13 protein-coding genes, 1 riboswitch and 1 other annotated feature are annotated in these 18,717 nt (G+C 42.4%); all 13 genes read left to right on the top strand.

The window, feature by feature from the left end:
• The first annotated feature begins 47 nt into the window (after positions 1 to 47).
• The gene (gene purM / locus P0G38_RS07565) at positions 48 to 1,094 is read left to right on the top strand and encodes a phosphoribosylformylglycinamidine cyclo-ligase (RefSeq protein ID WP_074535226.1); all 1,047 of its coding nucleotides are present in this window, start codon (positions 48 to 50) and stop codon (positions 1,092 to 1,094) included.
• Positions 1,091 to 1,675, top strand: a complete 585-nt coding sequence (purN, locus tag P0G38_RS07570; protein WP_074535227.1) for a phosphoribosylglycinamide formyltransferase — start codon at positions 1,091 to 1,093, stop codon at positions 1,673 to 1,675. Before purM ends, purN begins: the two co-directional genes overlap by 4 nt.
• Positions 1,668 to 3,203 carry a bifunctional phosphoribosylaminoimidazolecarboxamide formyltransferase/IMP cyclohydrolase gene (purH, locus tag P0G38_RS07575; RefSeq protein ID WP_074535228.1) on the top strand — a complete coding sequence of 512 codons (1,536 nt, stop codon included), beginning with the start codon at positions 1,668 to 1,670 and terminating at the stop codon, positions 3,201 to 3,203. The genes purN and purH overlap by 8 nt, the downstream gene beginning before the upstream one ends.
• A gap of 16 nt (positions 3,204 to 3,219) precedes the next feature.
• Positions 3,220 to 4,506 (top strand): phosphoribosylamine--glycine ligase, encoded by a 1,287-nt coding sequence (gene purD / locus P0G38_RS07580; protein WP_074535229.1) that lies wholly within the window; start codon positions 3,220 to 3,222, stop codon positions 4,504 to 4,506.
• Positions 4,507 to 4,675: 169 nt separating this feature from the next.
• Entirely contained in the window at positions 4,676 to 5,590 is a 915-nt protein-coding gene (locus tag P0G38_RS07585) for an aldo/keto reductase (RefSeq protein ID WP_074535230.1), read from the top strand.
• 210 nt (positions 5,591 to 5,800) lie between these two features.
• Entirely contained in the window at positions 5,801 to 6,778 is a 978-nt protein-coding gene (gene guaC, locus P0G38_RS07590) for a GMP reductase (RefSeq protein WP_005230038.1), read from the top strand.
• 583 nt (positions 6,779 to 7,361) lie between these two features.
• Complete coding sequence (locus tag P0G38_RS07595) at positions 7,362 to 7,886, top strand: Ltp family lipoprotein (protein WP_225582068.1); 525 nt, start codon at positions 7,362 to 7,364, stop codon at positions 7,884 to 7,886.
• A gap of 422 nt (positions 7,887 to 8,308) precedes the next feature.
• Positions 8,309 to 8,480: riboswitch (M-box (ykoK) riboswitch) on the top strand.
• A gap of 187 nt (positions 8,481 to 8,667) precedes the next feature.
• On the top strand, positions 8,668 to 11,259 hold the full coding sequence (gene mgtA / locus P0G38_RS07600) for a magnesium-translocating P-type ATPase (protein WP_074535231.1): 2,592 nt from the start codon (positions 8,668 to 8,670) through the stop codon (positions 11,257 to 11,259).
• A 434-nt stretch (positions 11,260 to 11,693) separates the two neighbouring features.
• On the top strand, positions 11,694 to 12,803 hold the full coding sequence (pdhA, locus tag P0G38_RS07605; protein WP_005231936.1) for a pyruvate dehydrogenase (acetyl-transferring) E1 component subunit alpha: 1,110 nt from the start codon (positions 11,694 to 11,696) through the stop codon (positions 12,801 to 12,803).
• A 2-nt stretch (positions 12,804 to 12,805) separates the two neighbouring features.
• The gene (locus P0G38_RS07610; RefSeq protein WP_005230047.1) at positions 12,806 to 13,783 is read left to right on the top strand and encodes an alpha-ketoacid dehydrogenase subunit beta; all 978 of its coding nucleotides are present in this window, start codon (positions 12,806 to 12,808) and stop codon (positions 13,781 to 13,783) included.
• Positions 13,784 to 13,808: 25 nt separating this feature from the next.
• Positions 13,809 to 15,455 carry a dihydrolipoyllysine-residue acetyltransferase gene (locus tag P0G38_RS07615; protein ID WP_015509880.1) on the top strand — a complete coding sequence of 549 codons (1,647 nt, stop codon included), beginning with the start codon at positions 13,809 to 13,811 and terminating at the stop codon, positions 15,453 to 15,455.
• A gap of 7 nt (positions 15,456 to 15,462) precedes the next feature.
• Positions 15,463 to 16,869 (top strand): dihydrolipoyl dehydrogenase, encoded by a 1,407-nt coding sequence (gene lpdA / locus P0G38_RS07620; protein WP_005230052.1) that lies wholly within the window; start codon positions 15,463 to 15,465, stop codon positions 16,867 to 16,869.
• Positions 16,870 to 16,979: 110 nt separating this feature from the next.
• Positions 16,980 to 17,233: a binding site (T-box leader), on the top strand.
• Between the two features lie 50 nt (positions 17,234 to 17,283).
• Positions 17,284 to 18,555, top strand: coding sequence for an O-acetylhomoserine aminocarboxypropyltransferase/cysteine synthase family protein (locus P0G38_RS07625; protein WP_016613342.1), 1,272 nt, complete (start codon positions 17,284 to 17,286; stop codon positions 18,553 to 18,555).
• The last annotated feature ends 162 nt before the right edge of the window (positions 18,556 to 18,717 follow it).

Consider the following 18,717-nt stretch of genomic DNA (forward strand, 5'->3'; position numbering starts at 1 on the left):
ATGAGCTGAATGAAGAAAAGCGGATGAATGATTGAGGAGGAACGAACGTGGCAAATGCATATGCAAAAGCCGGTGTCGATGTCGAAGCCGGTTATGAAGTAGTCGAACGGATCAAAAAGCATGTGAAACGAACAGAACGGCTAGGCGTGATGGGGGCAATCGGGGGCTTTGGTGGCTGTTTTGACTTATCATCGTACCAATTGAAAGAACCAGTACTCGTTTCTGGGACAGATGGTGTAGGAACTAAGCTTTTATTGGCGATCCAGCAAGAACAGCACACAACGATCGGCATTGATTGCGTCGCAATGTGCGTGAATGATATCGTCGCTCAAGGGGCAGAACCTATCTACTTCCTTGACTATGTTGCAGTCGGTAAAAACGATCCTGCAAAGATCGAACAAATCATTGCTGGTGTCGCAGAGGGCTGTGTGCAAGCGGGTGCTGCCCTGATTGGTGGGGAAACCGCTGAAATGCCGGGAATGTACCAACCAGAAGAATATGATCTTGCTGGCTTTGCCGTAGGAATCGTCGAAAAAAGTCGCTTGATCACTGGAGAAACCATCAAAGAAGGCGATGAGCTGATTGGTTTGCCTTCATCAGGCATTCACTCGAATGGGTACTCTTTAGTCAGAAAAGTCTTTTTTGAACAGCATGGCTATACAGGAGCAGAAACATTTGCAGAACTTGGCAACCAAACACTTGCAGAAAGTTTATTGACGCCAACGAGAATTTACGTGGATGCATTGAAGCCTTTATTGACAGAAGGATGGCTAGCTGGAATTTCTCATATCACTGGTGGCGGCTTTGTTGAAAATATCCCGCGGATGCTGCCTGAAGGTCTGGCGGCAGAAATCTCCTTAGACACTTGGCCGCAGTTGCCGATATTTGATCTGATCGCTGCTCATGGCGCGATTCCTCACCAAGAAATGTTCGAGATTTTCAACATGGGGATCGGTATGGTCTTAGCCGTTGCGCCAGAAAATGTTGCGGCAGTAATGGCGCTTCTATCCGCCAATGAAGAACCAGCGTATCGGATCGGTAAAGTGACGAAACGTGACAACGAAGCTGTCTGCTTTAAAGAGGCAGTCCGATGAGGATCGCCGTCTTTGCTTCTGGAACGGGCAGCAATTTTACAGCGATCGCCGATGCGATCCAGGCTAATGAAATCAAAGGGGCGCAGATCGGATTGGTCTTTTCCGATAAACCTGCAGCGCCAGTGATAGAAAAAGCCCGCGCAAGAGACTATGAAACGCTTGTCTTGGAGCCAGCGGCTTTTGCGTCAAAAGCAGCCTTTGAAAGGAAATTGATCGAAGAATTGCAGTATCATGCCATCAATTTTATTGTTTTAGCTGGGTATATGCGGATCATCGGGAACACCCTATTATCCGCTTATGAAGGCAGAGTCATCAATATCCATCCCTCGTTGTTGCCGAGCTTCCCAGGCAAATCTGGGATTGCCGATGCCTTCGCTTATGGCGTGAAAGTGACGGGGGTTACGGTTCATTATGTCGATGCTGGCATTGATACAGGGCCAATCATTGCCCAAGAAATCGTTCGGATTGACACCGACGATACGTTAACAAGTGTGACAGAGAAAATTCATCAAGTGGAACACCAAATCTATCCAGCTGTTTTAGCTGAAATTGTGGAAAAGGGGCTATCAAATCGTGAATAAACGTGCATTAATCAGTGTGTCTGACAAAGAAGGACTGGTACCATTTGTCCAAGAATTGACCAATTTAGGATTTGAAATCATTTCAACTGGCGGGACCAAAACCGTCTTGGAGGAAGCAGGGCTTCAACCGATCGGCATCGAAGCGATCACAGAATTTCCTGAAATGATGGACGGTAGGGTAAAAACGCTACATCCGCGGGTGCATGGTGGTCTGTTAGGGCGACGTGATCTGCCTTCTCATATGGAGGCAATGGCTGAGCACGGTATTTTACCGATCGACCTCGTTGTCGTCAATCTTTATCCATTTAAAGAAACGATCAGCAAGCCTGATGTCACAGAAGCCGACGCAATCGAAAATATCGACATCGGCGGACCAAGCATGCTGCGTTCTGCGGCGAAAAACCATTCCTCAGTAACTGTTGTCGTTGATCCCAAGGATTACGACTGGGTTTTAACTGAGCTGAAGGAAGGCAATACGACGTTGGCATCAAGAAAGAAATTAGCTGCCAAAGTCTTCCGCCATACCGCAGCCTACGATGTCTTGATTGGTGAATACTTGACCAAAGCGGTGGCTGAAACAGAAACGGAGAACTTGACGAAAACCTATGTTTTGAAACAAACATTGCGTTATGGTGAAAATAGTCATCAGAAAGCTTCCTTCTATCAAGACGCATTACCCGTGCCCTATTCGATTGCCAGCGCAAAACAAATCCACGGCAAAGAATTGTCTTACAACAACATTAAAGATGCTGACGCTGCCTTACGGATCGCAGAAGAATTTACAGAGCCAACTGCAGTAGCCCTAAAGCACATGAATCCATGTGGAATCGGAAGTGGAGAAACGATTGCTGAAGCTTTCCAAGAAGCTTACGAAGCAGACCCAGTGTCGATTTTTGGCGGGATTATCGTCTTAAATCGTCCAGTTGATGTGACAACTGCGCAGCAGCTGCAGCGGATTTTTCTTGAGATCATTATTGCACCTGCATTTGAAGAAGGAGCACTTGAAATCCTAACGAAGAAAAAAAATCTGCGCTTGCTGGTTGTTGATTTCGAAAAAGCAGCCAAACAGCCAGAAGTTGTCTCTGTCCTTGGGGGCTTATTGGTGCAAGAACCAGACGATCAAATGGAGTCACCAGCAGATTGGACCGTGGTGACCAAAAGACAGCCGACACCAGAAGAAATCGCAGCCTTGGCATTTGCTTGGAAAGCGGTGAAACACGTGAAGTCCAATGCGATCGTTTTAGCCAATCAACAGCAAACCGTCGGGATCGGTGCTGGTCAAATGAACCGCGTTGGTTCAGTGAAAATCGCTGTGGAACAAGCCCGTGAAAACAATAAATTGGCTGGTTCAGTGCTGGCAAGCGATGCCTTTTTCCCGATGGATGACAGTGTCGAATATGCAGCACAACAAGGAATCAAAGCGATTATTCAACCTGGTGGTAGTATCAAAGATCAAGAATCGATCGACATGGCAGATAAGTACGGTGTGGCGATGGTCTTTACTGGTGTTCGTCATTTTAAACACTAAGAAATAGGAGAAGACGATGAAAATACTTGTTATTGGTAGTGGTGGCAGAGAACATGCCGTCGCAAAAAAGTTTCTGCAAGACCCTCAAGTTGAAACAGTCTTTTGTGCAATGGGCAATCCTGGAATGCGAAAAGACGGGATCGTGACAGTCGCAATTGAAGAGTCCGATCATGAAGGTTTGATTGCTTTTGCTCAAGAGCAGGAGGTTGATTGGACCTTCGTTGGTCCAGAAGTTCCATTACTAAATGGCATCGTAGATGATTTTCAGGCGGCGGGCTTGGAAATTTTTGGTCCCAATCGACAAGCAGCGATGATCGAAGGATCAAAAGAGTTTGCCAAAGAATTGATGCGGGCCAATCACATTCCAACAGCTGACTATCAAAGTTTTACAGATAGTGCGCAAGCAAAAGCGTATATCCAACTTAAAGGTGCACCGATCGTTATCAAAGCGGATGGCTTAGCGGCAGGCAAAGGCGTAGTTGTTGCTGAAACCGTTGATGAGGCGAATGCAGCTGTCGAAGCGATGCTGGAGCAAAATGCTTTTGGTGAAAGTGGTGCAAAAGTGGTGATCGAAGAGTTTTTGGCTGGCGAAGAGTTTTCGCTCTTGGCGTTTGTTAAGGACGAAGCCGTCTATCCAATGGTCATTGCCCAAGACCATAAACGTGCGTTTGATGGCGATTTAGGGCCGAATACAGGAGGTATGGGGGCATACACACCAGTACCGCAGATTCCGCAAGAAATGGTCGATCAAGCGGTCAAAGAAGTTTTACTTCCTGCAGCAAAAGGGATGATTCGTAATAAGACACCATTTACTGGTATTCTTTATGCAGGTCTGATTGCTACTAATGATGGACCGAAAGTCATCGAATTTAATGCGCGTTTTGGTGATCCAGAAACGCAAGTCGTGTTAAGTCGTTTAGATAGTAGTCTGGCACAGATCATTGATGATCTCTTGCAGGATCGAGTGCCTGTGATCCGATGGAATCAAGCGGCTTCGATCGGTGTCGTGATTGCATCGCAAGGATATCCTGGCAAGTATCAGCAAGGAATGCCTGTTCCATCTCCTCAAGGAGAAGGAACGCAATTCTTTTATGCAGGAGTGGAGGAGACTACTGATCAAGGCGATTTGACGGCAGCTGGTGGTCGTGTTTTTCTTGTGGAAGCTTCAGCTGAGGATTTAGCTACTGCACAAAAGAACGTCTATGAAGCAATCAATAAATTGCCTTTGTCGGGTTTGTTTTATCGAAATGACATTGGTGACAAAGCCTTACACTATAGCAACTCATCAAAGGCGATGAAGTAAAGAACGTTTCTATGGGTAATGCAAATTGAAAGTAAAGGATGACTGCCAGTAGAACCGATCGGTTGTGCTGGTGGTTTTCATTTTATAGGAGGTTTTTTTGACGTTGGTGTAGCGTTTTCATCTTGTTGTGCTAAAATAAGAATGTAGTTTAAATAAGGAGGAACTTTACGTGAAAAAAATTAAATTCGGTCCCACTGATTTAGAAGTATCTAGCGTGATTTTAGGTTTGATGCGAATCAACAATGCCAAAGACCCAGTGAAAGTATTGACGACAGCGATTGAAAATGACATTACCTTTTTTGACCATGCCGATATCTATGGGCGCGGGGAGTGTGAAACGATTTTTGCGGAAGCGTTAGCAAAAACGGATGCCAAAAGAGAAGAGTTGTTTATTCAATCAAAATGTGGCATCGTTCCAGGTGAAATGTTTGATTTTTCGAAAGAGCATATCATTTCTTCCGTGGAAGGTAGTTTACAGCGTTTGAAAACCGATCATTTGGATGCGCTACTATTGCATCGCCCTGACACTTTGTTTGAACCAGAAGAAGTGGCAGCTGCCTTTGATCAATTAGAAAAAGACGGCAAAGTGAAATACTTCGGTGTCAGCAATCAAAAACCTGGTCAAATCGAATTGTTGAAAAAATATGTTTCCCAACCTTTAGTAGCGAATCAGCTGCAATTCGGGATCATGCATACGGGAATGATCGATCAAGGAATTCATGTCAACATGACGGATGCTGGTAGTGTCGATCATGATGGAGAAATTCTTGAATATTCTCGCTTGCTTGAGATGACGATCCAAGCTTGGTCTCCGTATCAATATGGTTTCTTCGAAGGTGTCTTTATCGGTAACGAGAAATTCCCCGAGTTGAACGAAAAATTGACTGAACTAGCGGACAAGTATCAAACGACACCAACAGGTATTGCTTCTGCGTGGATCTTACGTCACCCTGCAAACATGCAAGTGATTGCTGGAACGATGACCCCGCATCGGATCGAAGAAATCGCACAAGCATCTTCGATCGTATTGACTCGCCATGAATGGTATGAGGTGTATAAAGCAGCTGGGAACATCTTGCCGTAATTTATTAGTAAATCCCGTTTTTTTCAGTACTTATAAGGATGAATGTTCGCAAAAGACGAACATTCATCCTTTTTTTTCAAAAAGTATTTCTAAAAAGCTTGTATTTCACTTCTAGGTGGTTTAAATTGTTGTGGGCGTTAAAAATAGGCGGATGCCATTTGATGCTTGCTTCACTCTTAGTAAGATTTGGAGGATATTTTTATGTTTGACATGAAAGTTTTTGATTACGAAGATATACAACTGATTCCTAACAAGTGTATCGTGAACAGCCGTTCAGAATGTGATACCACGGTGACATTAGGCGGACACTCGTTTAAGATGCCTGTTGTTCCTGCAAATATGCAAACGATTATTGATGATTCGATCGCAGAATTTTTAGCTGAAAATGGCTATTTTTATATTATGCACCGCTTTGATGAAGAAGCGCGGATTCCATTTATCAAAAAAATGAAAAGCCGTGGCTTGATTGCTTCTATCAGCGTAGGTGTCAAAGAAAATGAATATGCCTTTGTGGAAGAACTAGCTGACAAAGAGCTTGTTCCTGATTTTATTACGATCGATATTGCTCATGGCCACTCAAACGCCGTGATCAATATGATCCAACACATCAAGAAGCATTTGCCAGCAACGTTTGTGATCGCTGGAAATGTTGGAACGCCAGAAGCAGTTCGTGAATTGGAAAACGCTGGTGCAGATGCAACGAAAGTCGGCATTGGACCAGGGAAAGTTTGTATCACAAAAATCAAAACTGGTTTCGGGACTGGCGGCTGGCAGTTAGCAGCACTACGCTGGTGTGCCAAAGCTGCTCGCAAACCAATCATTGCAGATGGAGGCATTCGGACACACGGCGATATCGCTAAATCTGTCCGCTTTGGTGCAACAATGGTCATGATCGGTTCATTGTTTGCAGGTCATGAAGAATCACCAGGGGAAACTAAGGTAGAAAACGGCGTTGTGATGAAAGAATACTTTGGTTCTGCATCAGAATTTCAAAAAGGTGAAAAGAAAAACGTGGAAGGAAAGAAAATTTGGATTCAATACAAAGGTTCTTTGAAAGACACGTTAGTTGAAATGCAGCAAGACTTGCAGTCATCCATCTCTTATGCAGGTGGAAAAGATTTAGAATCGATTCGTAAAGTGGATTACGTAATCGTAAAAAATTCGATTTTCAATGGAGATACGATCTAACTTTTATATGGAAGAAACGGCCTTTTAAGGTCGTTTTTTTGTTCTCATAGAATAAAAGAACATCTGATCCATTATCGTAAGGTAAGAGGAACTCTTGAATGAATGTGCTGTATTAGCAGGATAGAAGAAAATGACAGGAAAGTCCTAAAAGACTACTTATTTCATTAAGAATGATTCTATATTGACGGATTTTATTGAATTAACCTTCATTGTTAACCTTTATTAATGAAAAGACACTAGTTTTTCTCTCGAATCATCAGTGAGTGTAAGCTCGTTTTTTCTTAGAAGGTTTAGAGTAACTGAGTGACAGGATTGCTATGAGGATATTCAGCAACTGATGTGTTTGATGAAAAGAGTATCGATGTTACACGACAAATAGATATTTCTCTAATTGTTTTTTTATTAAGTTGTCCATTATCAATTAATGAAAACGAGAATCTGCAAAATGAATCAAATCAGCTGCCATCCATGTGTTTTGTCAAAAAAATGGTGGTATTTTGCTGTTGTAAGCCTATTCGTGCTATGCTACCCTTATTTGTGAAAGATATTAACTAGTGAATTGAAAAAGAAAGTAGGAGTAAATTTGATTAAAAAAATCGTTAAAGTTTTTTTGGGATTAGTTGTGGTTTTAGGTATTATAAGCTTCGTTATCCCATCATCTGACGGGGATGGAGAAAATGGTTCAGAAATTGCGGATGCTGAAGAAGTGATTCAAAACGAGAATGATTCAGATACAGGAACAAGTGAGCTTCAAGAACCAGAAGCTGATGAAGAAGATCAAGCTGAAGAAGATGCAACAATTCCCAGAGAACACAGAAATGCTTTACGTGCAGCTGAAAACTATCTTTTATTAATGCCCTTTAGTAAGGCAGGACTTTTTGAACAACTAACATCAAGTTATGGTGATGATTATCCTGAAGAAGCTGCCCAATATGCCGTGGACAATGTTGAAACTGACTGGAATGCAAATGCTTTGAAAGCGGCTGAAAACTATTTAGACCTGATGCCAATGTCTGATAGTGAATTATATGATCAGCTAGTATCTGAATACGGAGATAAATATACCCCAGAGCAAGCGCAATATGCTATTGATAATCTAGCTGATTAATTTACTGCAACTCCTGTCACACTTTAAAGTAATACAAATCAGTATTGCTAGGACAAAATAGTCAGAACTCTCAATGGCTATTCCTTTCTAAAAAGCAGTTATGGGACCTTGATTAGTCTCTTAGCTGTCTTTTTTGATTTTAATGGAATATCAGCATAGTGAATAGGGCGGTATGGCATTAGTTAACTTGAAGCAGTCTGCGCGAACAAAGGAATACAAGCACATAGATACAAATGTTTTGAAATATAAAATCACATCAGTTCTTTAACGTTGTTATTTTATTGTAAGACCTTTCATTTGAAAACCTATAGAAAACTTGGAAAAAAGGGTGCTTTTTTCCTTAGATGCTGTTGACATTGGTTAGGATAGCAGTTATTATGTGGGTAGTTGGAAGAAAGACTTCCGACGAACTGACATTTTATACAAATAATTGTTAGGTGAGGCTCCTATATGGACACAAGCTGCTGCCGCAAAAGCATCGAGAGATGCTTAGTTGGTAGGACAGGTCTAATCGTGAAGGTTAAACCCAAAGCAGCTGATAGCAAGTTTGCTATCTACGCCCTATAGTGCTAAAGCTCTACAATGATCATGAGTTTTTTACGCATGCTTATTGGGAGCGTGCGTTTTTTTGTGTCTTTTGCGCGCGTTCCACAGTGACTTACCTAATAAAAAGAAAGGAAGATTCACATGGAATACCCCAGTCCCCAGATGAAACAGCGGAGTAGTTATCGAATCGCTAGGGGTGGCGTAAGCAACTCCTAAGTGCTAGGAGGAAAAAAAGATGTTAAAAAAACTATCTAAAGATCAAGAACTAAAATTACTTGCAAAATTGACCGAAAGAGAATTGTTGATGGAGATGCGGACCTCCTTCCAAGGGTTATCGGAAGAAGATGCTGCAGAACGTTTAGCAGAGTATGGTCCAAACAAAGTCGACGCACAAAAACCAACACCCGCTTGGTTGATGATCTTAGGCGCTTTTAAAGATCCCTTTGTGTTAGTTTTAGCCCTATTAATGATTATTTCTTTTGTAACAGGCGATATTGAAGCAGTGATTGTGATGGGAATCATGATTTTAGCCAGTGTCATGATTACTTTCGTCCAAGAATACCGTTCCCAAAAAGCAAGCTTAGCGTTAAAAGAACTTATTGAAAATACTTGTTCCGTAACCAGAGATGGAATCACGAGAGAAATTCCAATGGATGAGGTCGTTCCAGGAGACATCGTCACCTTAGCAACCGGCGACATGATCCCTGCGGATGCGATCTTGATTTGGACCAAAGATTTATTTATCAATCAATCTTCATTAACAGGCGAATCAATGCCCGTTGAAAAATTTGTCGATGCTGGGATCAAAGAAAGCGATGAACAAATTTCTGCACTAGATATGCAAGATCTTGTTTTCATGGGTACCGATGTCTTAAGTGGTCAAGGAAAAGCCATTATATTGAAAACCGGTCAAAGTACATTCTTTGGCGATATTGCTAAAAATGCGACCACGAAACGGGGCAAAACAACCTTTGAAGATGGCTTAACAAAAGTCAGCAAGCTATTGTTGCGAATGGTCATGGTTCTTTTCCCAATCGTTTTACTGATCAATGGATTAACCAAGGGTGATTGGGGCGAAGCGTTGTTCTTCGCGATTGCAGTAGCAGTTGGTTTGACGCCAGAAATGCTACCAATGATCGTTACCAGTAACTTAGCCAAAGGGGCGATCTCTTTATCAAAAGAAAAAGTGATCGTCAAAGAATTGCCTTCAATTCAAAACTTAGGTGCAATGGATGTGCTATGTACCGATAAAACGGGTACGATCACCGAAGATCGTGTCGTGCTGGTACAACATTTAAACCCGTTTGGCGTAGAAGATAAACAGGTTCTTGATATGACCTATTTAAATTCTTACTATCAAACAGGGTGGAAAAACCTGATGGATATCGCAGTCCTAAACTACTATGAAGAAGAAGGTTTGGCAGCGCCATTTAACGATGTGACAAAAATCGATGAGATTCCTTTTGACTTTTCACGTCGCCGCTTGACGGTTGTTGTCAATGCGGATGGTCATCAACTAATGGTCACAAAAGGTGCAGCTGAAGAAATGGAGCAAGTCTGCAAGTACGTAGAAGTTGATGGCAAAGTGATGGAACTGACTCCTCAATTGAGAGAGCAATTACGTCAAGTGAACCTGCGCTTGAATAAACAAGGGATGCGTGTGTTAACGGTTGCCGTAAAACGCGATGCCCACGCAGATGCCGTTTATTCTGTAGCAGACGAACAAGACATGATCATGATTGGCTTTATGGGCTTCTTAGATCCAGCAAAAGAAACAGCCAAAACAGCGATTGCTTCTTTACACGGTCATGGCATCAATGTCAAAGTGTTGACTGGAGATAATGCGATCGTTGCGCAAAAAGTTTGCCGAGATGTTGGTATCGATGCAGATAAATACTTATTGGGAACCGATATTGATCATCTATCAGATGAAGAGTTAGCAGCGAAAGCTGCAAAAACCAATCTGTTTGCAAAATTAAACCCAATGCAAAAATCACGAATCATTGAAACCATTCAAGCAGCAGGCCATACGGTCGGCTTTATGGGAGATGGCATCAACGATGCGCCTGCTTTACGCACGGCAGATGTTGGCATCTCGGTTGATACAGCAGCGGATATCACCAAAGATGCCAGCTCGATCATTTTATTAGAAAAAAGTTTGAATGTCCTTGATAAAGGGGTCATCGAAGGGCGCAAAGTATTTACCAATATGATGAAGTACATCAAAATGACGTTGAGTTCGAACTTCGGGAATGTTTTCTCGATTTTAGTTGCTAGTGCCTTTTTACCTTTCTTACCAATGTTGTCCATTCAATTGTTGGTTCAAAACTTGGTGTACGATATGGCACAATTGACGATTCCATGGGATAACGTAGACAAAGCAGAGTTAGAAAAACCAGTCAAATGGCAAGTGGGCGGACTATTGAAGTTTACCGTCGGCATTGGACCGGTCAGCAGCATCTTTGATATTTTGACCTTCTTTGTGATGTGGCATGTCTTTAGTGCAAATACGATCCAAGAGCAAGCCTTGTTCCAAGCAGGATGGTTTATGATCGGCTTAACGACACAAACCTTAGTTGTTCACATGATCCGAACAAGAAAATTACCATTTATCAATAGTATTGCTTCACCGGCAGTCCTGATCTCCAGCGTCTTAGCAATTGCAGTTGGCTTCTTAGTTATCTTGACGCCATTGCACACCGTCTTCGATTTTGCGGCGCTGCCATCAAGCTACTGGCCATGGTTTATTGGTATCAATTTCGCTTATTTAGTAACAGTTGAATTTGCCAAACGCATTTACATTCATGTAACGAAAGAATGGATTTAAAAAAACAGGTCGGCGTTCTTCCTATGGAGGGGAGAATTGCCGATCTGTTTCTTTTTATCCGATCTCTGTATTATTTTTTTCTCATCTTAAGAAAATTCTTTTTGATTCAAGTCGAATCCTTCACAAGTAATAAAAGGAGGTTAATGGTAAATCTGTTTAGCAAAATGATGATTGCTGTACTATTCTTAAATAAAAAAAAGAATCTGAAAAGAAAAAACTGAAGAAAGCGATTGCTTTAATGTGATTAATTTCACTAATGTTTTCTTAAGAGTTGCTACAGTGGGAATTGTTTTATTAAAAAAAATACCCTTTTCACTTGTCATTTTCGAAGTTAAATGATAATTTATAAGAGTAAATGAAATTTCGATAGTACAGATTTAAACCCTGTTACATACGAAAGTGAATTTTTATATCAGAGAGGAAAGTGTGTCAAGATGGCAAAAAAACAAAAAGCACTTGATTTCCAAGCGATTTTGGAGCAAGTCAATGCGGATTTTCCAACTTACCAAGCTTTGGACAAAGACGGGAAAATTGTAAATCAAGAGTTAGTACCAGATTTAAGTGACGACGAATTAGTTGAATTGATGACTCGTATGGTATGGTCTCGTGTATTAGACCAACGCTCAACTGCGTTAAACCGTCAAGGTCGTCTAGGTTTCTTCGCGCCAACTGCTGGACAAGAAGCAAGCCAATTAGCAAGTCAATTTGCTTTTGAAAAAGAAGACGTTCTATTACCTGGTTACCGTGATGTACCACAATTGATCCAACACGGTCTGCCATTGAAAGAAGCGTTCTTATGGTCACGTGGTCACGTTGCTGGGAACCTTTACCCAGAAGATTTAAAAGCATTGCCACCACAAATCATCATCGGTGCACAATACGTCCAAGCAGCCGGCGTTGCTTTAGGATTGAAAAAACGCAATAAGAAAAATGTTGTATTCACTTATACAGGTGATGGCGGTTCTTCACAAGGGGACTTCTATGAAGCAATCAACTTTGCAGGGGCATACCATGCAAACGCTGTATTCTACATCCAAAACAATGGTTTTGCGATCTCTACACCTCGTGAAGTACAAAGTGCGGCACCAACATTGGCACAAAAAGCAGCAGCAGCTGGGATCCCTGGTATCCAAGTTGACGGTATGGATCCATTGGCAGTGTACTATGTTTCTAAAGCAGCTCGTGAATGGGCAGCAAACGGCAACGGTCCTGTATTGATCGAAACCTTGACTTACCGTTACGGTCCACATACATTGTCTGGTGATGATCCAACCCGTTACCGTTCAAAAGACATGGACAGCGAATGGCAACAAAAAGATCCATTGGTACGTTTCCGTACTTACCTAACTGAAAAAGGACTTTGGTCTGAAGAAAAAGAAGAACAAGTCATTGAACAAACAAAAGAAGAAATCAAAGCAGCGATCGCTGAAGCTGACCGCGTGCCAAAACAAAAAGTTTCAGATTTCTTGAAAAACATGTTTGAAGTTCAACCACAAAACATTAAAGAACAAATTGCAACTTACGAAGCGAAGGAGTCGAAATAGTCATGGCACAAAAAACAATGATTCAAGCAATTACAGATGCCTTAGCTGTTGAAATGGAAAATGACAAAGAGATTTTAGTCTTTGGTGAAGATGTCGGTAAAAACGGCGGGGTTTTCCGTGCAACAGAAGGTTTACAAGAAAAATTCGGCGAAGATCGTGTCTTCGATACCCCTCTTGCTGAATCTGGTATCGGCGGCTTGGCTTTCGGTTTAGCATTAGAAGGTTTCCGTCCAGTTCCAGAAATCCAATTCTTTGGTTTCGTATTTGAAACCTTTGACGAAATCGTTGGTCAAATGGCGCGTACTCGTTACCGTATGGGTGGTACACGTAATTTACCAATCACTATTCGTTCACCATTTGGTGGCGGTGTGCACACACCAGAATTGCACTCAGATAACTTGGAAGGATTGATCGCTCAATCACCTGGTATCCGTGTCGTTATTCCATCAAACCCATATGATGCAAAAGGATTATTGATTGCTTCTATCCGCAGCAATGACCCAGTTGTTTTCTTAGAGCACATGAAACTTTACCGTTCATTCCGTGAAGAAGTGCCAGAAGAAGCATACGAAGTTCCTTTAGACAAAGCAGCAGTAACTCGTGAAGGTTCTGATGTTTCCATCATCACTTATGGTGCGATGGTTCGTGAAGCAATCAAAGCTGCTGACAACTTAGCGAAAGAAAACATCAACGCTGAAATCATCGACTTGCGTACAGTTGCTCCTCTTGATGTTGAAACGATCATCAAATCAGTTGAAAAAACTGGTCGTGTGGTTGTCGTTCAAGAAGCACAAAAACAAGCAGGTGTTGGTGCTCAAGTCGTTTCTGAAATTTCTGAACGTGCGGTTCTATCACTAGAAGCTCCAATCGGACGCGTGTCTGCACCAGATACGATCTTCCCATTCGGTCAAGCTGAAAACATTTGGTTGCCAAATGCAAAAGACATCGAAGACAAAGTGAAAGAAATCGTGAACTTTTAATAGTTGAAGAAGGGAAGAATAGAAAATGGCATTTCAATTTAAATTACCGGATATCGGTGAAGGAATTGCAGAAGGCGAAATCGTAAAATGGTTCGTCAAAGCAGGGGATACCATCAATGAAGATGATACCTTACTAGAAGTTCAAAATGATAAATCAGTGGAAGAAATTCCATCTCCAGTAACAGGAACAGTGAAAAACATCGTTGTCCCTGAAGGTACAGTCGCAAACGTTGGGGATGTCCTTGTTGAGATTGATGCACCAGGACATGAAGACAACGAAGGCGATGAAGGTGTAGCAGCAGAGTCTCAAACACCAGCAAAACCAGCGGCAGAACCTACAACGGAAACGGCTGAAGCATCAGCTGGTTCTTCTGAAGGTTCAGGCGTTTTCCAATTCAAATTACCAGATATCGGTGAAGGAATTGCAGAAGGCGAAATCGTAAAATGGTTCGTTAAAGCAGGAGATACCATCAATGAAGATGATACGTTGCTTGAAGTTCAAAACGACAAATCAGTGGAAGAAATTCCATCTCCAGTAACAGGAACAGTGAAAAACATCGTTGTTGCTGAAGGAACAGTCGCAAATGTTGGGGATGTTTTAGTTGAAATCGACGCACCTGGTCACAACAGTGCGCCTGCTTCATCAAGCACATCTGCAGAAGCACCAAAAGAAAAAGTGGAAACTTCTGGTTCAGCAAGTGTTGTTGAAGCAGCAGATCCTAACAAACGCGTCTTGGCTATGCCTTCTGTCCGTCAATTTGCTCGTGAAAAAGATGTTGATATTTCTCAAGTATCAGCAACAGGTAAAGGCGGCCGTGTAACAAAAGAAGACATCGAAAACTTCCTATCAGGTGGCGGACAAGCTGCAAAAGCTGAAACTCAAGCTCCTGCGAAAGAAGAAACAAAAGCTGCAGCAACTGAAAGCAAACCAGCAGCTCCAGCAAAAGCCTTCAAATCAAACTTAGGTGATTTAGAAGAACGTGTGGCCTTAACACCTACACGTAAAGCAATCGCTAAAGCGATGGTAAACAGCAAACAAACAGCACCTCATGTAACCTTGCATGATGAAGTTGAAGTAACAAACCTATGGGATAACCGTAAGAAATTCAAAGAAGTTGCTGCTGCAAACGGCACAAAACTTACTTTCTTACCATATGTTGTGAAAGCATTGACTGCAACAGTGAAAAAATTCCCTATCTTGAATGCGTCGATCGATGATGCAAAACAAGAGATCGTATACAAAAACTATTACAACATCGGTATCGCAACAGATACTGACCATGGTTTGTATGTACCAAACGTAAAAGATGCAGATCGTAAAGGCATGTTTGCTATCGCCGATGAAATCAACGAAAAAGCAAAACTTGCTCATGACGGCAAATTAGCTGCAGATGATATGCGTAACGGTACCATCACGATCAGTAACATTGGTTCAGTTGGTGGCGGCTGGTTCACACCAGTAATCAACTACCCTGAAGTAGCTATTTTGGGTGTAGGTACGATCGCGCAACAACCAATCGTAAACGCTGAAGGCGAAATCGTTGTCGGACGTGTGATGAAACTTTCATTAAGCTTCGACCACCGTATCGTTGATGGCGCAACAGCGCAACAAGCAATGAATAATATCAAACGTCTATTAGCTGATCCAGAGCTATTAATGATGGAAGGATGATTAACAAATGGTAGTTGGAGATTTTGCTGTTGAATTAGATACAGTTGTAATCGGTGCGGGACCTGGCGGCTATGTAGCTGCAATCCGCGCTGCTGAAATGGGACAAAAAGTAGCAATCATTGAAAGAGAATACATCGGCGGCGTTTGTTTAAACGTTGGTTGTATCCCTTCAAAAGCTTTGATCGCTGCAGGTCATCATTACCAAGAATCTTTGGATTCAACAATGTTTGGTGTAACAAGTGAAAATGTTTCCCTTGATTTTACCAAAACACAAGAATGGAAAGACAACAAAGTCGTTAAAACGTTAACTTCTGGTGTTGGTTTCCTATTGAAAAAACATAAAGTTGAAACAATTGAAGGAGAAGCTTTCTTCGTTGATGATCACACATTGCGTGTCATCCACCCAGATTCAGCACAAACTTACTCTTTCAACAATGCAATCATCGCAACAGGTTCTCGTCCAATTGAAATCCCTGGTTTCAAATTCGGCGGACGTGTCCTTGATTCAACTGGCGGATTGGCATTAAAAGAAGTTCCTAAAAAATTCGTTGTTATCGGTGGCGGTGTCATCGGTTCTGAACTAGGTGCAGCGTATGCAAACCTAGGTGCAGAAGTAACGATCCTTGAAGGTTCTCCTCAAATCTTGCCAACCTATGAAAAAGACATGGTCAAATTGGTTGAAGAAGACTTTGCGAAAAAAGGTGTAACAGTCGTTACCAACGCAATGGCGAAAGAAGCAATTGACAATGGCGATAGCGTAACTGTGAAATATGCCGTAGATGGTAAAGAAGAATCAGTTACTGCTGATTACGTGATGGTTACTGTTGGCCGTCGTCCAAATACTGATGACATGGGCTTGGAACAAGCAGGTGTTGAAGTAGGCGAACGCGGATTGATCACGGTTGACAAACAAGGCCGTACCAACGTATCAAACATCTACGCAATTGGTGATATCGTTCCTGGTGCTGCATTAGCACATAAAGCCAGCTACGAAGCAAAAATCGCTGCTGAAGCAATCTCTGGCAAAAAAGTTGCTGTTGATTACAAAGCGATGCCTGCAGTGGCCTTTACTGACCCAGAATTGGCTTCTGTCGGTATGACCATCAAAGATGCCAAGGATGCTGGAATTGAAGCAAAAGCATTCAAATTCCCATTCTCAGGTAACGGTCGTGCGTTATCTCTAGGAAAAACCGAAGGATTCATTCGCTTAGTAACAACGGTTGAAGACAATGTGATCATCGGTGCGCAAATTGCTGGTTTAGGAGCAAGCGATATGGTTTCAGAACTTGCTCTTGCTATTGAATCTGGCATGAACGCAGAAGATATCGCGTTAACCATCCATCCACATCCATCTCTAGGTGAGATCACAATGGATGCTGCTGAGTTAGCTCTAGGTTTACCAATCCACATTTAAGCTTTTTGAAACTCGTTCATCATTTGGTGAACGAGTTTTTTTATCACCAAAAATAAAGCGATCCTAAGCTATTGACAGAATCTTCTGTAAATGATACGATGCTCTTAATATTTCAACCGTTGATGAGGAAAGTACATTGATTTGGCAAGCCTAGAGAGTCTTCGTAGGGTGCAAGAAGAACTTGTAGAATCAATCGAAAATGGCCTCAGAGGTGATCTTCTGAACTTGTACGAAAGATAAGAAGATCCGGGTGCGCCCGCTATCGCGTCAGAGTATAACGACGTTAATTTGTCGCGTACTTGCTGAGAAGCATGCTGGAAAGTCTGCTTGAATAAAGGTGGTAACACGTAAACACGTCCTTTGATATCTCGATATCAGAGGGCTTTTTTATTTGTATTATTAAGGAGGAATAGTATGACAGAAAGATTTGAGACGATTCAATTACACGGAGGACAAACACCAGATCCAACTACAGGGAGTCGCGCCGTACCCATTTATCAAACCACATCGTATGTGTTTGAGGACGCAGATCAAGCGGCAGCGAGATTTAGTCTTAGTGAGAATGGCAATATCTATACCCGTATTACCAATCCGACAACGGCTGTTCTAGAAGAACGATTAGCCCTCTTAGAAGGCGGTGTCGGTGCGTTAGCAACGGCTTCTGGCTCAGCAGCGATCACCTATGCGATTTTAAATCTTGCACAAGCAGGAGATCATATCGTTTCTGCTGCTTCAATTTATGGGGGTACCTATAATTTATTCGCTCATACGTTGCCAGATTTTGGCATCACTACAAGCTTTGTTGATAGTGAAGATCTGGCAGCACTAAAAGCAGCCATCCAAGAAAATACTAAAGCAGTTTTTCTAGAGTCTTTAGGCAATCCAGATATTGATATTGCCGACTTTAAAAAAATTGCAGCGATCGCTCATGAAGCAGGGATTCCCCTCATCATTGACAATACCTTTGCGACTCCCTATCTGTTTCGAGGATTTGAGCATGGGGCGGACATCGTCGTTTATTCCACGACAAAATACCTCGGTGGTCACGGCGCTGCTTTGGGAGGGGCCATTATCGACAGCGGCAACTTTGATTGGACAAATGGCAAATTTCCCAAGCTGGTCGATCCCGATCATAGCTACCATGGAATCTCATGGGTAGAAGCCGCTGGTAACGCTGCCTATATCACTCGGGCACGAACGATTCTTTTACGGGATACAGGCGCTGCGATTTCTCCCTTCAATTCATGGGTGTTGCTGTTAGGCATCGAGACGCTTTCGTTGCGGATGGAACGTCATGTAGAAAATGCGCAACAAGTTGCTGAATTTTTAGCCAAGCACTCGGAAGTCTCTTGGGTTCACTTCCCAACACTGCCGGACAGCCCCTATTTTGAACGGGCGCAGGAGTATTTCCCCAAAGGGACCAGTTCCGTCTTTTCCTTTGGATTAAAGGGTGGAGCAGAAGCAAGCAAAACCTTTTGTGGCGCAACCAAGCTCTTCTCTTTGCTGGCAAATGTCGGGGATGCAAAGTCCTTGATCATCCATCCAGCTTCGACGACCCATTCCCAGCTTAGCGTAGAAGAACTTGCAGCAGCCAAAATTCGTCCAGAGACGATTCGCCTATCCATTGGATTGGAAAACATCAACGATCTCTTGGAAGATCTCACGCAAGCCTTCCAACAGCTCTAAATAGTTGAAGCAGTAGGAAAAGCGCAGGATACTATGCTGCGCTTTTTTGTTGTCGGTTAGTGTTTCAAATAAAACTGCGGTTTCTGTTGGTAGAAGGATAGTAAATCCATCGGTTCTATGCTATATTTAGTTGCTAAGGAATATGGATAAGGTGGGGGATGT

Origin of the sequence: Enterococcus casseliflavus (assembly GCF_029215545.1) — a bacterium.
Lineage (GTDB): Bacteria > Bacillota > Bacilli > Lactobacillales > Enterococcaceae > Enterococcus_D > Enterococcus_D casseliflavus.

Bases quoted from the DNA above. Each gene is read 5' to 3' on its own strand.
- P0G38_RS07625 (WP_016613342.1), top strand. From the start codon at position 17,284: ATGACAGAAAGATTTGAGACGATTCAATTACACGGAGGACAAACACCA.
- purD (WP_074535229.1), top strand. From the start codon at position 3,220: ATGAAAATACTTGTTATTGGTAGTGGTGGCAGAGAACATGCCGTCGCA.
- pdhA (WP_005231936.1), top strand. From the start codon at position 11,694: ATGGCAAAAAAACAAAAAGCACTTGATTTCCAAGCGATTTTGGAGCAA.
- lpdA (WP_005230052.1), top strand. From the start codon at position 15,463: ATGGTAGTTGGAGATTTTGCTGTTGAATTAGATACAGTTGTAATCGGT.
- purN (WP_074535227.1), top strand. From the start codon at position 1,091: ATGAGGATCGCCGTCTTTGCTTCTGGAACGGGCAGCAATTTTACAGCG.
- mgtA (WP_074535231.1), top strand. From the start codon at position 8,668: ATGTTAAAAAAACTATCTAAAGATCAAGAACTAAAATTACTTGCAAAA.
- guaC (WP_005230038.1), top strand. From the start codon at position 5,801: ATGAAAGTTTTTGATTACGAAGATATACAACTGATTCCTAACAAGTGT.
- P0G38_RS07610 (WP_005230047.1), top strand. From the start codon at position 12,806: ATGGCACAAAAAACAATGATTCAAGCAATTACAGATGCCTTAGCTGTT.
- P0G38_RS07615 (WP_015509880.1), top strand. From the start codon at position 13,809: ATGGCATTTCAATTTAAATTACCGGATATCGGTGAAGGAATTGCAGAA.